The sequence below is a fragment of the Chromatocurvus halotolerans genome (assembly GCF_004340525.1).
GTDB classification, from domain to species: domain Bacteria; phylum Pseudomonadota; class Gammaproteobacteria; order Pseudomonadales; family Halieaceae; genus Chromatocurvus; species Chromatocurvus halotolerans.
This window is the reverse complement of record NZ_SLWX01000003.1, coordinates 186269-200176: the sequence shown is the minus strand read 5'-3', so window position 1 is coordinate 200176 and position 13908 is coordinate 186269. Positions and strand designations below refer to the sequence as shown.

General features: G+C 63.8%; 14 protein-coding genes. 2 read left to right on the top strand and 12 right to left on the bottom strand.

The genetic code is table 11. The annotated features are described in order from the left end of the window. The first annotated feature begins 23 nt into the window (after window positions 1-23). The gene (locus EV688_RS04750) at window positions 24-512 is read left to right on the top strand and encodes a DUF6644 family protein (RefSeq protein WP_117317268.1); all 489 of its coding nucleotides are present in this window, start codon (window positions 24-26) and stop codon (window positions 510-512) included. Window positions 513-529: 17 nt separating this feature from the next. Here the strand turns inward: EV688_RS04750 and EV688_RS04745 are convergent, their stop codons facing one another. From EV688_RS04745 to EV688_RS17360, 3 genes are all read right to left on the bottom strand, one after another. Then, the gene (locus tag EV688_RS04745; RefSeq protein WP_117317270.1) at window positions 530-1000 is read right to left on the bottom strand and encodes an Lcl domain-containing protein; all 471 of its coding nucleotides are present in this window, start codon (window positions 998-1000) and stop codon (window positions 530-532) included. Between the two features lie 90 nt (window positions 1001-1090). Beyond that, a complete protein-coding gene (locus EV688_RS17365; protein WP_162883879.1) occupies window positions 1091-1237 on the bottom strand; it encodes a hypothetical protein in 147 nt (48 codons plus the stop codon). A gap of 8 nt (window positions 1238-1245) precedes the next feature. Continuing rightward, entirely contained in the window at window positions 1246-1407 is a 162-nt protein-coding gene (locus EV688_RS17360) for a hypothetical protein (protein ID WP_162883880.1), read from the bottom strand. Window positions 1408-1505: 98 nt separating this feature from the next. On the opposite strand from EV688_RS17360, the gene EV688_RS04740 reads away from it, so the two are divergent. Beyond that, window positions 1506-2600 carry an SMP-30/gluconolactonase/LRE family protein gene (locus tag EV688_RS04740; protein ID WP_162883881.1) on the top strand — a complete coding sequence of 365 codons (1095 nt, stop codon included), beginning with the start codon at window positions 1506-1508 and terminating at the stop codon, window positions 2598-2600. Window positions 2601-2632: 32 nt separating this feature from the next. Here EV688_RS04740 and EV688_RS04735 read toward each other — a convergent pair whose 3' ends face one another. The 9 genes from EV688_RS04735 to EV688_RS04695 all read right to left on the bottom strand — a co-directional run bounded on the left by EV688_RS04735 (window position 2633) and on the right by EV688_RS04695 (window position 13631). Then, the gene (locus EV688_RS04735; RefSeq protein WP_117317273.1) at window positions 2633-3466 is read right to left on the bottom strand and encodes a PhzF family phenazine biosynthesis protein; all 834 of its coding nucleotides are present in this window, start codon (window positions 3464-3466) and stop codon (window positions 2633-2635) included. Between the two features lie 33 nt (window positions 3467-3499). Then, window positions 3500-4468, bottom strand: coding sequence for an L-histidine N(alpha)-methyltransferase (egtD, locus tag EV688_RS04730; protein WP_117317275.1), 969 nt, complete (start codon window positions 4466-4468; stop codon window positions 3500-3502). Between the two features lie 12 nt (window positions 4469-4480). Continuing rightward, window positions 4481-5740, bottom strand: a complete 1260-nt coding sequence (gene egtB, locus EV688_RS04725; protein WP_117317276.1) for an ergothioneine biosynthesis protein EgtB — start codon at window positions 5738-5740, stop codon at window positions 4481-4483. Between the two features lie 113 nt (window positions 5741-5853). Next, complete coding sequence (locus EV688_RS04720) at window positions 5854-7275, bottom strand: serine hydrolase domain-containing protein (RefSeq protein ID WP_117317278.1); 1422 nt, start codon at window positions 7273-7275, stop codon at window positions 5854-5856. Between the two features lie 27 nt (window positions 7276-7302). Then, on the bottom strand, window positions 7303-8655 hold the full coding sequence (locus EV688_RS04715; RefSeq protein WP_205686605.1) for an aspartate kinase: 1353 nt from the start codon (window positions 8653-8655) through the stop codon (window positions 7303-7305). Between the two features lie 89 nt (window positions 8656-8744). Further along, a complete protein-coding gene (locus EV688_RS04710) occupies window positions 8745-10409 on the bottom strand; it encodes a DUF885 family protein (protein WP_162883882.1) in 1665 nt (554 codons plus the stop codon). A 73-nt stretch (window positions 10410-10482) separates the two neighbouring features. Beyond that, window positions 10483-12132 (bottom strand): DUF885 family protein, encoded by a 1650-nt coding sequence (locus EV688_RS04705; protein WP_117317282.1) that lies wholly within the window; start codon window positions 12130-12132, stop codon window positions 10483-10485. A gap of 78 nt (window positions 12133-12210) precedes the next feature. Then, window positions 12211-12924, bottom strand: a complete 714-nt coding sequence (locus tag EV688_RS04700; RefSeq protein WP_276309868.1) for a 3-oxoacid CoA-transferase subunit B — start codon at window positions 12922-12924, stop codon at window positions 12211-12213. Then, a complete protein-coding gene (locus tag EV688_RS04695; RefSeq protein WP_117317284.1) occupies window positions 12921-13631 on the bottom strand; it encodes a 3-oxoacid CoA-transferase subunit A in 711 nt (236 codons plus the stop codon). The genes EV688_RS04700 and EV688_RS04695 overlap by 4 nt, the downstream gene beginning before the upstream one ends. Window positions 13632-13908: the final 277 nt, after the last annotated feature.

The window sequence follows — 13908 nt, the reverse complement described above, 5'->3', positions numbered from 1 at the left end:
CCACCGCCTCATGAGGGCCGCACATGTATGAACTGATGGCGTGGCTCGAGGCTTCGGCCCTTGCCGAGTTTCTGCGCGGGCTCGGTGTCTGGACTTACGGCCTGGTGAATCTGGTGCACATCCTGGGCATTGGAACACTGCTGGGATCGGTCCTTCTGCTGGACCTCCGCCTTCTCGGCGCCTGGAACAGCATCCCCCTGCCGACGATCGCGCGGCCTACCGTGCCACTGGCGGCGACCGGGTTCGTGCTCGCGGTGTGCAGCGGCGTCGCCATGCTGTCGTTCAACACCACCGAGTACCACGGCAATCCCTTTCTTTACATCAAGCTCCCGACGCTTGTTGTTGCGCTGGCGAATGTCGCCATTATCCAGCGCCTCTCTGCCTGGCGGCGCGGCATGGCCGGCAACGCCTCACAGCCGGGAGACCGGGGCGTACTGGCTGTTGCCGGTGCTGTCTCCCTGCTGCTGTGGCTGACGGTTGTCGCCTGTGGCCGCATGATCGGCTACTGGTAACCGCCGTCACTCAGGTTTCAGTCGTCCCGCGTACACAGCGCCTGACCGTCCTCGAAAATATGCACGGCGTAGTAAAAATGCCCGCCGTCGAACATATAGCCCCAGCGATACATCGCGGGCTCGCCCGCAATTTCATCACCATCCTCCGCCGCCCGGTCCTCCAGTGAGGTACTGCTCCAGAGACAGCAGCCGTCCAGGCTTATCGGCTCGCGAATCCCGGACGATGACTCAGGATCGTACAGCGCCTCCAGTTCAACCAGCGTCGGTAGCCGCCAGTCGTCGTGACCACCCAGCGACAGATCAGCGCAATACGTCTCTGCCTCAGGCCATTTGATATCCGTGCCATTGGTGACCGTCGCCCACTGGCGATTATCCAGCGTTACGGTGTCCGGTGGGGGGACGTCCAGCGCGTTTGCGCATACGCTGATGAAACCGGACATCAACAGAAAGGCGGCGATGACGCGGCGCGTTGCGAGAGATTCAGGCATGGGGCAATGACTCCATTAGCAGAAAGTCGAGTATCGAGTGCGTTTTGAGTATACGCCGCCTGTAAGAACCTCGCACCGATGCTGTCCAGCTCAAGGCGCCATGGAACGGCTAAGCATTTCCAGCGTATACCCGACAAGTGCATCCGGCGCAGGGTGCCCCGGATTGATCTCAGACAACGACCGGCACTGCATGATGACGCCGTGTACCGCGCCACGCAGGTAGTAGGCTGTGGTCATGGGATCACTTACACGCCGAGCGCAGAGGCTGCCTCGGCGAAGCCGCGCTGAAGTGCCGACACCATCAGTCGCATGGTCTGGGCCGCGCTCTTTCCCAGTTCGGCATCGATCGATTCCGGCGCGTGTCGATGGTTCATGCTGCTGGCATCTGTCATGGCGTCGACGGTCATGACACTTCTGGTGATACCCGCTGTCACCCGGCTGTGCCTGCACGAGGCCAGAGCATGATACGGTTATGCCTAAGGCGTTGAGACAAGGACAGATAACAATGCGTCACCCGACTTTCTCGCACTCCCACCTGTTCCGCTCACGTGCAGCGGGCACGCTCTCTGCCCTGCTGCTCCTGCTGGCCAGGGCGACGATGGCCGCCGACGGCAACCCGCCCTGCGAACCCGCCGGAGGATTTACCCCCATCTGTGGCGTTGTTGCACCCGAGGACCTGGTGCGCGCCCCGCAGGACGGACAGATCATTTTTGGCCAGATGGAGAACCCCGGGGGCATTTACCTGCTGTACACACGGGAGCCGCGTGTAGAGCCCCTGTTTGCGGCGGCCACGCGCGACATCGAACCCACTCCTGGCTGGGGCAGCGCGGACTGCCCGGCCCCTGCCACAGCGCTGCACGCCCACGGCATCGACCTGCACAGGCTCCCGGATGGTCGCTGGCGACTGCTGGCGGTGAACCACGCCGGCCGCGAATCGGTGGAGTTTTTCGAGCTCACCTACCGCGATGAGACGCCGACGCTGGTCTGGCGTGGCTGCACCGAAGCCCCGGACGATGGCAATTTCAATGACGTTGCCGGCCTCGCCGACGGCGGCTTCCTGGTCACCCACATGGGCAGTCGCTCCCGCGGCACCTGGGAGGCGATACTGGCGCGGCTGGGTGTCAGGACCGGTGTCGTCTATCACTGGCGGCAGGACCGAGGCTTCAGCGAGGTACCCGGAACCGCTAGCCGCTTCCCGAACGGACTCATTCTGTCGGCGGACCAGCAGACGCTCTACCTCAACGAATACTTCGGCAAACGGGTGCTGGCCATTGACTGGCGCAGCGGCGAGCGCCTTGGCGAGGCCCGCGTGGAAAAACCGGACAACCTGAGCTGGACCCGTGACGGCCAGCTGCTGGTGGCATCGCACCACGCCGGTCTTCTCGCGCTGGCCCGATCCCTCGATCAGGCACCAGAGACGGTGAGCCTGCTGCCCTATTCGATTCTCGCCATCGACCCGGTAACCATGGCCACACGTACCCTGTTCAGACACGAGGGCTCACCGATGGGTGCCGGTACCGTCGCCCTCGACGTGGGCGATCGCCTTTATATCGGCTCTTACCGCGGCGACCGTATTGTGCACACTGCCCTGCCCGAGTGACGCCCGTCGCCGGGCGGCCATCGGCGCCGTCGTCAAGCTGGCAGCGACAGCGTCCCAGACAGGAACAGCTGGCATTTCCCGGACAGCCGCACGCGGTCACCCTTCGCTTCACAGCGCACCGTGCCGCCGCGGCGGGATGCCTGGAAACCCACCAGCGACGATCGCTGCAGCCGCTCGGCCCAGTATGGCATGAGAGTGCAGTGCGCGGACCCGGTAACGGGGTCTTCATCGACGCCCTTGAGCGGCGCAAAGAATCGCGAGACAAAGTCGTGTCCGGCGCCCGGCGCACCCGGCGCACTGGCGATCAGCCCCCAGGCCTCTGCAGCTTCAAGAGCCGGCACCAACGCCGCGGAGTAGCGCAGCGCGCGCAAGGTCTCCTCGCTATCGAAAACTGCCAGCAGATTCACCGCCCGATGTATCTCCAGCGGCCGGTGGCCAAGCGCCGCCTCGAGGGCGCCGGCGATGACGGACGCCTCGTCACCCCTCAGCTCGCGTGCCGGCCAGGCGGGAAAGTCCATGCGCAGGGCGCTGCCTTCGGTCCGGGTTACCGTGAGCTCGCCGCTGCGGGTGTGAAAATGCAGCGAGTCACCCGCGTGCGCCAGCACCTCGAAAATCACGAAGGCCGAGGCCAGCGTGGCATGCCCGCAGAGGTCGACTTCCGCGTCCGGCGTGAACCAGCGCAGGGCGAAGTGATCGGCACGCTGGCTGTCGGCGACAAAGAATGCGGTTTCGGACAGGTTGTTCTCGAACGCGATCTGCTGGAGGAGCTCGTCATCGAGCCACTCCGCGAGAGGACACACTGCTGCGGGATTCCCGGTAAAAAGTCGATCGGCGAAGGCGTCAACCTGGTACAGCGCTATCGGCATGACAAAAAATTCCTGTAGAGGGCGACGGCTGCTTCAGTCAGTAGCGCTGGCAAAGTACTGCAGCGAGAAATAGCCGCGCGGATCCGTCCACACCTGTCGGCGCTGCCAGCCCGCCTCTGCGGCAAGCGCGGCGAAGCTATCGAGACTGAACTTGTAGGAGCACTCGCTGAGAATGTGCTCACCGCGGGCGAAGTGAAAGCGGCATCCGCCCACCTGCACCTGCTGGTCCGACTCGCTCACCAGATGCATTTCAATTCGGCTGTCCTGCGCATTCCACAGCGCACGATGGCTGAACTGCGACAGATTGAAGTCCGCCGACAGTTCGCTGTTGATACGCTGCAGCAGGTTGAGGTTGAACGCTGCCGTAACGCCCGCAGCGTCGTTGTAGGCGCGCTCGAGAACCGCCGCGTCCTTCTGCAGATCGACACCGACAAGAAGCCCGTCGCCGGAAGCCACGGTGGCGCGCAGGCTGGCGAGTAGCGTCACGGCGTCGGGAGGCGAAAAATTGCCGATGGTGGAACCCGGGAAGAATATCACCCGTTGCCGCGATGGCTGCTCTGTCTGCGGAATGTCGAAAGGCGCGGTAAAATCGGCACACACCGGAAGCACCGGCAGGTCGGGAAAGGCCTCGCGCAGACTGTCCACGGCCTCCATGAGATGCTCGCGCGAAATCTCCACCGGGACATAGCCGGCGGGATCATCCAGCGCGGCGAGCAGCGTGCGTGTTTTCAGGCTGCTGCCGCTGCCGGGCTCGATGATCAGCGCGCGGGAGCCCACCACGGCAACAATCTCGGACAGCCGGGTATCGATGATCTCCAGCTCCGTGCGCGTGGGATAATACTCTTCCTGCTCACAGATACGGTCAAACAGCTGCGAACCCGCCGCATCATAGAAGTACATGGGGGACAGCCATTTCTGGGGCGCATCCAGACCTTCCAGCACATGCGCCAGAAAGTCCTGCTGGTCGGGCTGCTGGTCACTGAGCGGTTCTGCCTGCGTCATTCTGTGAATCCCCTAGTGCGCGAGCCGGATACCGGAAAACTGCCAGCGGTCCGACGGATAAAAGAAGTTGCGATAGGTCGTGCGGGCATGGCCGTCCGGCGTTGCGCAGGAGCTTCCCCGCAGCACCATCTGATTGCACATGAATTTGCCGTTGTACTCGCCGATGGCACCGGCGGGAGGCCTGTAACCCGGGTAGGGACTGTAGGCGCTTGCGGTCCACTGCCAGCACTGACCGAACAGCTGCTGCATGCCGGTGCTGTCGTCACCCCCCGTGGGATGCCAGTCGCCGGTATCGAGCCCGAGGCCGCTCTCGGGCAAACTGGCGGCGGCTGCCAGCTCCCACTCGGCTTCTGTCGGCAGTCGGGCTCCCGCCCAGCGGGCATAGGCATCAGCTTCGTAAAAGCTCAGGTGGGTTGCCGGTGCATGCGGATCAATCGGCTGGCGTCCGGCCAGGGTAAACTCGGTTTCCAGCAGGCTATCCCAGTACAGCGGCCGCTGCCAGCCAGCGTCACACTTCAGCGCCCAGCCGTCGGACAGCCAGAGGGCGGGATCGTCGTAACCGCCATCGCGAATAAAGTCGCGGTACTCGGCGTTGGTCACCAGGCGGTTGGCCAGCCTATGTGAGTGCAGGAACACGCGATGCCGCGGACCCTCGTTGTCAAACGCAAAGGCGTCGCCCGCATGCCCTATCTCGCAGACACCCTCGGGGCCATCGAGAAACGCCAGCGCCGGCGGTGGCGTCGATACCCGAGGCGCATTGCGGGTCCGTAGCGCCGGCTCCAGGGGATTGGCCGCGAGAACCTGCTTGATGTCCGTCAGCAGCAGCTCCTGATGCTGCTGTTCGTGATGCAGACCGAGTTCGACGAGCTGTCGCAGCGCCGGTGTCAGCGGCGACGCCAGCAGGTCCTGCAGGGCGTCGTCGACATGCTGGCGGTAGGCAAGCACGTCGTCTATCCCCGGCCGGCTGAGAAATCCTCGCTGCCCGCGCGGATGCATGCTGCCCGCGGTCACGTAATACGAGTTGAACAGGTAATCGAAGTCGGCATGAAACACCCGATAGCCCGGGGTTTCCTGCGTCAGGATGAATCGCTCAAAAAACCAGCTGGTGTGTGCGAGGTGCCACTTGGTAGGGCTGGCGTGCTCCGCTACCTGCACCTGCATGTCTTCCGCGCTGAGCCCGCGGATCAATGCCAGACTGCGCTGGCGGACGCGATGGGCGCGCTCTGACAGCTCACAACTGTCCACTGTCGCCCGTGCGGCGGTCGTCGGCATTGCCTGTCCTCTCTTTTCAGGGAGTGGCGGGGCCGCATGGCGGCACCGCCGGAATTACGATAACCGGACTGACCGGCGGGTGCAAAACCCGATAGGCTGTCTGCGACTCGCCATCACGATTCAAGGGCGGCGAGCACCGCGGCGGCAAATTCGTCAACCCGGAAGGAGTCGCCGCCGGCCATGTCGTAACCGCGACGCACAATCACCAGATCCCTCGACGGCACCACCACGAGAGACTGTCCACGGTTACCCAGTGCGGCAAAGGTATCTGGCGGTACGCCGGGCGAGTTGTCGTACAGCCACCACTGCGCCCCGTAGCCACGCCGTGCGCGGGTCTCACCCTCCGCCGGCGGCGGCTGCGAGGAGGCCGGCGTGGCCACGTAGTCCACCCAGCCTTCCGCGAGTATGCGCTCGTTCTCCCAGACGCCATCGGCGAGGTGCAGCAGGCCCAGCCGCGCCAGATCCCGCGATGTCGTCCAGACCTGGCTGGAGAGGATGAAATCTCCGCCCCAGTCTGTTTCCAGCCGGGTGTGCGTCATGCCGATCCGGTGGAGAAGCGCCTCGAAAGGAAATCGCAGGAAGGCCTCCTGCGAGTCGAAACGTTGGCGCAGCGCATACACCGCCAGCATCGTATCGTTGTTGGCATACTTCCAGCGAGCGCCCGGCTTGGCCTCGAGGGAACCCGATATCGCGTTATCCCGGACCAGTCCGCCGCCCATGTACACGCGATCAGTGCGGTTACCCGCCGCATTGCTGTCAAGGCCGGACGCCATCTGCAGCAGATTCTCGACGGTGATCGTGCCCCGCGGGTCCGCCGGCTGCGACCACTCGGGTAGCCCTGCCGGGTCCGTGACATCGAGCATGCCCCGATGCACGGCGGCGCCGATCACGCTGGCCGCAATACTCTTGGCGACGGACCAGGTTCGCTGGGACGTCACTGCGGTGTAGCCTTCCACATAGTGCTCCGCCAGGATGGCGTCCGGCGACGCGATAAGCACAGCCGTGGTCCTATCGTCGCCGCCGAAACTGCCGGAGAATGCGTCCTCGATCACTGCATCGAGTGCGGGATTGCCGGAGGACTGATTGACGCCGATGCGGGTTTTCCAGGGCCGCGCATCGTCGATGGCGCTGTCCGCATCAAATCCCGGCAGGGTGATTCCGGGTATGAGCTCTGCCGCCTCTGCGGTCGCACCCACCGGCAGATCCACACAGCCCAGATGGGGACGCCACTGCGAGATTCGGGGCGGCAGGCTCTCATCCCAGGTCACGCTGACGCGCCGTGCGTCACGGTCTATCGACATCGGCATATCGGGAACGAGCCCCGCTACCAGCGGATAGATCCCGGTCAATTCATGGACCTCAATCTGCTCCACCGTCTTGCCGGCGTTGAAGGTCGCGCTGCACACGAAACCCGCCTTGTATCCGGCCGCGTAAGCTTTCACGGTCGCATCGGTTTCACGGTCACTGAGGGGCCCCGCTGCCACGGCGCAGGACGCCACTGCCAGGGACAGGGCAATGCCGGTTGATTTCCACATAGGCTAGTCTCTCTTTGAAGTCAGCATTTATTTCACGAAAGCATCGTATACCGCGCGCACCGCCAATGCATAATCATCCGGGGACACGCCCACGATAATGTTGAGTTCCGAAGCGCCCTGATTAATCAGGCGCACATTCACCCCGGCACCGGCAAGCGCCGAGAAAACCTTGCTGGCGATCCCCGGGGTGCGCGCCATTTCCTCACCGACAATCGCAATCAGGGCGATCGCGGCGACGTAATCCAGGTCATCCGGCTCCAGTGTGCGCCGTATTTCGTCAAGCACTTCCTCAACCCGGCCTTCCAGCCAGCGCGACTCCACGATCACGCTGACGCTGTCAATGCTCGACGGGCAGTGCTCGAAGGGAATGCCGTTGTGTTCGAGCACGCCGAGCAGCCGGTAAACGAAGCCTACCTCGCGATTCATGAGGTTCTTGCCAATGGTGATCATGGCGAAACTGGTCTTGCCGGCGATGCCCGCAATCTGCGTGCTCTGGATAATCTCGGGCGACAGCTCCGCCACGATGCGGGTTCCCGGATCCGCCGGCGCATTGGTGTTGCGGATGACGATGGGAATGCCGACCTCGCGCACCGGCGCCATGGCCTCGTCGTGCAGCACGCTGGCCCCCATGTAGGAGAGCTCGCGAATCTCCGCGTAGGTGACTTCCGCCATGGGACGTGGATTGTCGACGACGCGCGGGTCGGCCATCAGCATCCCTGAGACGTCGGTCCAGTTCTCGTACAGCGCGGCACCGGCGGCCCTTGCGGCAATGGCGCCGCTGACGTCGGAGCCACCACGGGAAAAGGTGCGAACCGCGCCAGTGGCATCGCGCCCGTAAAAGCCCGGCATGACATAGCGGCGGGCGCCCGTGGCGAGGCGTGCGCCCAGTGCATCCCAGGTACTTGCCTCCACCACGCCGTGACTGCCGATGTGCACGCAATCCACCGGGTCGATGAACTCCGCCTCCAGAAATGCCGCCAGCAGGACGCCGCTGAAGTACTCGCCGCGCGAAGCAGCGTAGTCGGCACTCACACCGGCGGTCAGTTCGCGACGGAAATCCTCGAACCGGTCCGCGATGGACGGCAGCAGGCCCAGCTCCCGCTCGATGTCGACGAAGCGCTCAACCACCTGCCCAAAGGGCGCCGTGAAGTCAGCACCCACGCTGCTGGCATGGTGGCACAGGTAGAGGAGATCGGTGACCTTGGTATCGGAGGGAGAGCGCCTGCCAGGCGCCGAGGGCACGATGATGCGACGGCTCGGGTCACTTTCCACGATGTCGCGCACCTTGCGCAGCTGCGCAGCACTGGCAAGGCTCGAGCCGCCAAACTTGCAGACTGTAACGGACGCCTGCGCGTCATCGCTCGTCCCGGTGTTGATCACGACGCCTTCCCCTGCGGTTACGGTCGCTGCAGGATAACAGTCCGTACCCCGTTACCGGAACCGCAGGGCGCAGCCTGCGGAGGACGCTGTCAGCGCGCGAGAAATGCCGACAGCGGGGTGCGATCGAAGAAGCGCTGAACATCGCGGTCATGGCCAGTCATCTCGTAGCGAATCAGCGACATCGGGATGCGCCCTTTCGACATGAACTCGTCATGGAAATCCCGCAGCACGAATTCGTCGCGCAGTTGACGCTTGCGCTCACCCAGTAGCTGGAACATCTCGATATTGCCAATAGTGTATTCCAGACCATGGCCCGGACTCGGTCGCAGGTAGGCGTATTTACGCGCAACGTCCGGGTCCAGCAGCGGCGTCAGGCTCTGCCAGTACTTGGCGACTTCCAGCGACGTCATGTCGTTCCACTGATTGTAGATATCACCGAGGGATCGCGCCGCCCGCCAGATCCCGAACAGGTAGATCAGCTCGCGGGTGCGGGCACGTTCCTTGAAGATGCCAAGCTGCAGCGGCGCCTCTTCCAGGTAAACCGCCCAACCCTGCCAGCGCGCCCCGAAGTTCACCTGGCCGCGAATGGGATGGCTGTTATTTTCCGCCATCAGGGCATCGAAGCGGTGCCCGGGTATCACGGCATGCAGGTGATCCGGCGCCGGATCGCGGAATTGCACCTGCTCCCAGTAGTTCGGCGGCGTGGCGCGCTCGATCCACGGCACGTTGTAGCCCATCTCCCGCCAGTCCGTGGGAATGAAGTCGGGGATGGAGATGATCTCCTCGTCCCGCAGCCAGTCGCGCACCATGCGATCGGTTCCGGCGATGCGCGCCTGGTACTCCTCGCGGGAGTCGGCCAGCTCCAGCTCAGGCAGATCGCGATTGCGATGACGCTCAAGCGCGTAGAACGCCCAGAGACGGTCCAGCTCGCGCTGGGACAGCACAGCCATTTCCGCCGAGGTATAAGGAAGCAGCAGCGCATTCTGCACAAACCAGTCCAGCGCCTCTTCACCGACGCCATTCTCACCCTGCATGCCCGCGCGGTTAGCCATCAGCCAGGCGTGAAAATCGCGCAGGGCGACAAGCGCCTTCTGGATATCATCCTCGAGTTCCGGCTGTGCCTCTGCTCGCTGCAGCAGATCTTCATACCAGCCGATAACCCCGTCCGGCGGATCCGCGCGATAGGGATAACCGTTCTCCACACCGTCGGACAGCGTCAGCGATCGTATGGCGAGATCCGCGTAATCCACCGCGACATCCGTCAGGTTTTCCCGCGCAGCGTCAAGATACCCGGGCAGCGCCCTGAGTGTCTGCTGCAGCCCGGACAGTGCCTCTCCGGTAACCGGCAGCTCGGTAAACGCCACGGGCAGCAGCCGGGAGACATAAAAAACCGGGTCGCGCTGCCAGGGGCGCGTCACCCGCAGGATGAAATCCTGCCTGTCCATCTCGGCGCGCACCGTAAGATAATCAACCTGCCCGGGCACGGACCACTGCCGGGCATCCATGGCGCCCAGCCGCGCCTGCAGCAACTCCAGCTCGGCAATGTTGCGGCGCACGCGCCCGGCATCATACTGTCCGAGACCCTCACCCCAGGCAGCGTCACGCCAGCCCTGGAAATCCTCGAATACCGCAACCAGCGAGGCGTGCCCGGCATCATCTGCCGCGCCTGCCGTCCGCACTGCCAGCACCAGTGCCAGTGCGAGGCCAATGGCGGCCATTACAGTGCCGCTGCGCCTGTTTCTTATGCTTATCATGATGTCATCCTCTCGTCGGGAGAACAGGCCACGGGACTTGGCTGCCCTGTGGCAGGAAAGTGCCGGTGGGCCACTAACGCATCGTTGCGATCTCGTCATCACGGCCCGTCATCTGCCAGCGGATCAGCGCAATCGGTATGCGGCCGATCGCCAGAAAGTCATCGTGGAACTGCTTGATATCGAAGTCCCGACCCTGCTCCGCCGCCACCTCGGCAAAGAGTTTCTCCAGCTCCACCTTGCCCATGTAGTAGCCGATACCGTAGCCCGGCTGACGCAGGTAGAGCTCGAGGTCGAAGCGCGCAATGGCGTCATCCGGCCCCATCCAGTAGGGCGTCCGCGTGGTCAGGGAGGTCAGCGCCTCATCATAGGTCCAGGCATTGGCCTGCATCATCAGCTCGGGCTTGACCCGCGCGGCGCGCTTGGCCTGGAGGATATAGTTGATCTCACGGGCCTTGGGCCGGTCCTCGAGGAAGCCCAGTTGCTGAATCATCTCCTCCAGGTAGAACGCCCAGCCCTCTGCGCGGATACCGTCAATAAAGAACAGCCGCCGGTCGCCGCGGATGGGACGCTCGTCGCGCTGCACCAACAGCGAGTCGAGCAGGTGGCCGGGCACATTGTGCGCCCGCAGGGGACGCGGGTCGCGGTCCTCGGTCTGGCGGAAAAAGTGCCGCTGTATCGGTGCCTCGAAGGGCCCGGCGCGCTCCGGATCGCGATCCGCCGGCAGCAGGTAAGGGCCCTCGCCGGCAACGGGGACCAGATAGTCCGGCACGGTCATGACCTCGTCGTCACGCAGGAAGGCCAGAAGGTCCGCGTCGGCCTCTGACCGTCGTCGCTCGAACTCCTCCATGCTCTCGGCCGGCTCTATCATGGGCAGCGCCCGGTGCCGGTGCTCCTCCATCTTCAGAAAGACCATGGAGCGCTGATACTCTCGCTCGGCCAGGGTCATGAGCTCATCCGCCGTATAGGGAAAAAGCATGACGTGGCGCAGGTACCAGTCGTAGTCCTCGGCACCGACGCCACCGTGGGGCGGAAGATCCGCTTCTATTGACTGCAGCCAGCGCATGAAACCCTCGGCCGCCGCTGCCGCGCCGGCGGCAAGCCCGGAAAGCCCGGGGTCGCTGGCAGCCAGGCCATCCGACAGGCGCTTGTAGACATTGCGTTCAATGCGCTTCTGCTCGATTGCCAGACGGGCAAGATCACCGCGGGGATCCGTCAGGTTTTCGCGCGCTGCCTCATAGATGGCGGGCACGGCTGCCAGCCGTGCCCGCAGCCCCTCGGCTTCATCGGCAGACAGTGGCAAGGCGGGTATCCGCAGGGCGCCATGCATTTTCGGTCCGAAACCGAGGTTGGTGCTGCTGTAGAAAGCCGGATCACGCTCCCAGGGACGCATCACGCGGTGCATGAAATCGAGGCCGCGCATTTCCGCCAGCACCAGCATGTAGTCGACGCGACTCGGTATCGGCCAGGCGCTGTCGTCGATGCCATCAAGCCGCGCTCGCAGCACCTCCAGCTCAGCGGCCTGCGCCTGCATCGCTTCCGGCGAGTAATCGGGCACGCCGTTGCGCACGACGGGGACCGCCAGTTCCCGGAAGTCCCGATACAGGGTCAGCAGGCGGTCATAGCCGGGCGGAGGATCTTCCGTCGCCGCTGCCGGCAGCGTTAGCATGGGCGCAAAGAACAGCAACAGGATGACAATCCCTGCACGATTTACAGCACTGGACATGCGTTACCCCCTGCCGCTGTGCGGCTTACTGGCGCGATTTGCGCGCGACTATGGCATCGGCGTGGCAGCACCCTGGCATCACGACAGGGACGGTGCCTCGATGGTCTTGAGATCCTCCGCCACCGCCAGCGGCGCGTCCGTGAGCTCCCGCAGCTCTTCCACCGTGACACCCGGCGCCGTTTCGCGCAGCAAAAAGCCCTCTGGGGTGATATCCAGCACGGCGAGATTGGAGTAGATGCGCTGGATCACGCCGGCTCCCGTCAGCGGATAGGTGCAGCGGTGCAGAAATTTGGGCTCCCCCCGGGACGTTACGTGATCGGCAATCACGTAGACACGCCTGACACCGGCCACCAGATCCATGGCGCCACCGACTGCAGGCACCGCGTCTTTGGCACCGGTGGACCAGTTGGCGAGATCACCGTTGTCGCCGACCTGCAGAGCACCGAGGATGCAGATATCGATATGTCCACCGCGAATCATCGCGAAACTGTCCGCGTGATGAAAAAAGGAGGCGCCCGGGTTCAGCGTGATCGGCTTCTTGCCGGCGTTGATCAACTCCGGCACTTCCTCGCCGGGCTCCGGTGGCGGCCCGAAGCCAAGAACCCCGTTTTCCGTGTGATAGATGACTTCACGGCCCTCGGGCACGAAGCGCGCCACCATCTCCGGGATGCCGATACCAAGATTCACGTAGGCACCGTCGAAGATGTCCTGCGCCGCGCGCCAGGCCATCTGCGGGCGCGTCAGTCCACGGCGCTCTTTTGTGGTGCTCATGGCTGCAGTGTTATCACTCATGGGTAGGTTGCTCCCTGCGCAATCAGCGCCGACTCCAGCTGCGGCGTTTCCACCTGCAGCACACGCTTGACGAAGATCCCCGGTGTCACGATGTGCTCGGGATCGAGCGCACCGGCCTCGACGGTTTCACTGACCTGCACGATCGCGGTCGCTGCCGCCATGCACATGATGGGGCCGAAATTGCGCGCCGCCTTGTTATAGACCAGGTTGCCCAGGCGATCACCGCGCTCTGCCTTGACCAGGGCAAAATCCGCCGTCAGGCAACGCTCCATGACATATTCGCGCTCGTCGAAAACCCGGTGCTCCTTGCCCGCTGCGAGGGGCGTGCCGGCTGAGGTGGCGGTAAAGAAGGCGGGGATACCGGCGCCGCCCGCGCGAATGCGCTCGGCCAGGGTGCCCTGCGGCACGAGTTCCAGTTCGATCCTGCTGCGCCGGTAAAGATCGGGAAATGCCGTTTCCGACGTGCCGCGTGGAAAGGAGCAGATCATTCGTCGCACGCGACCGGCGGCGATCAGCGCCGCAAGGCCAACCTGACCGTTGCCCGTGTTGTTGTTGATGACGGTTAGATCGGTGGCGCCCTGATCAATCAGCGCGTGAATCAGTTCAATCGGCGAACCCGCCTCGCCGAAACCCCCGATCATTACCGTGGCGCCATCGCCGATATCGGCCACCGCTTCCGCTGCGGATGCGACCCGCTTGTCGATCATGAATGCACTCTCCTGTCTGCTGCCCTGAGGTCGACGGTGTCGGAAAGAACCGTCAACCGGCGCGCTTGCGGCCATCATTTTTGGGAAATTCAGTGTACGCCAAACGCCCGGCGGTTCGCAAAGAGAACAGAAAGGTTTGAATTTAACCCGGCAATCCCCTATTTTGGCGCAAGCTTTCCGCATTTTACCGACGAGCTCTCCCGTGGCCCGGCGTTGCTCTACCGGACAAGCGGACGCATCAGAACCGTCGCATAAGACTTACCCACAAGAGGACAAC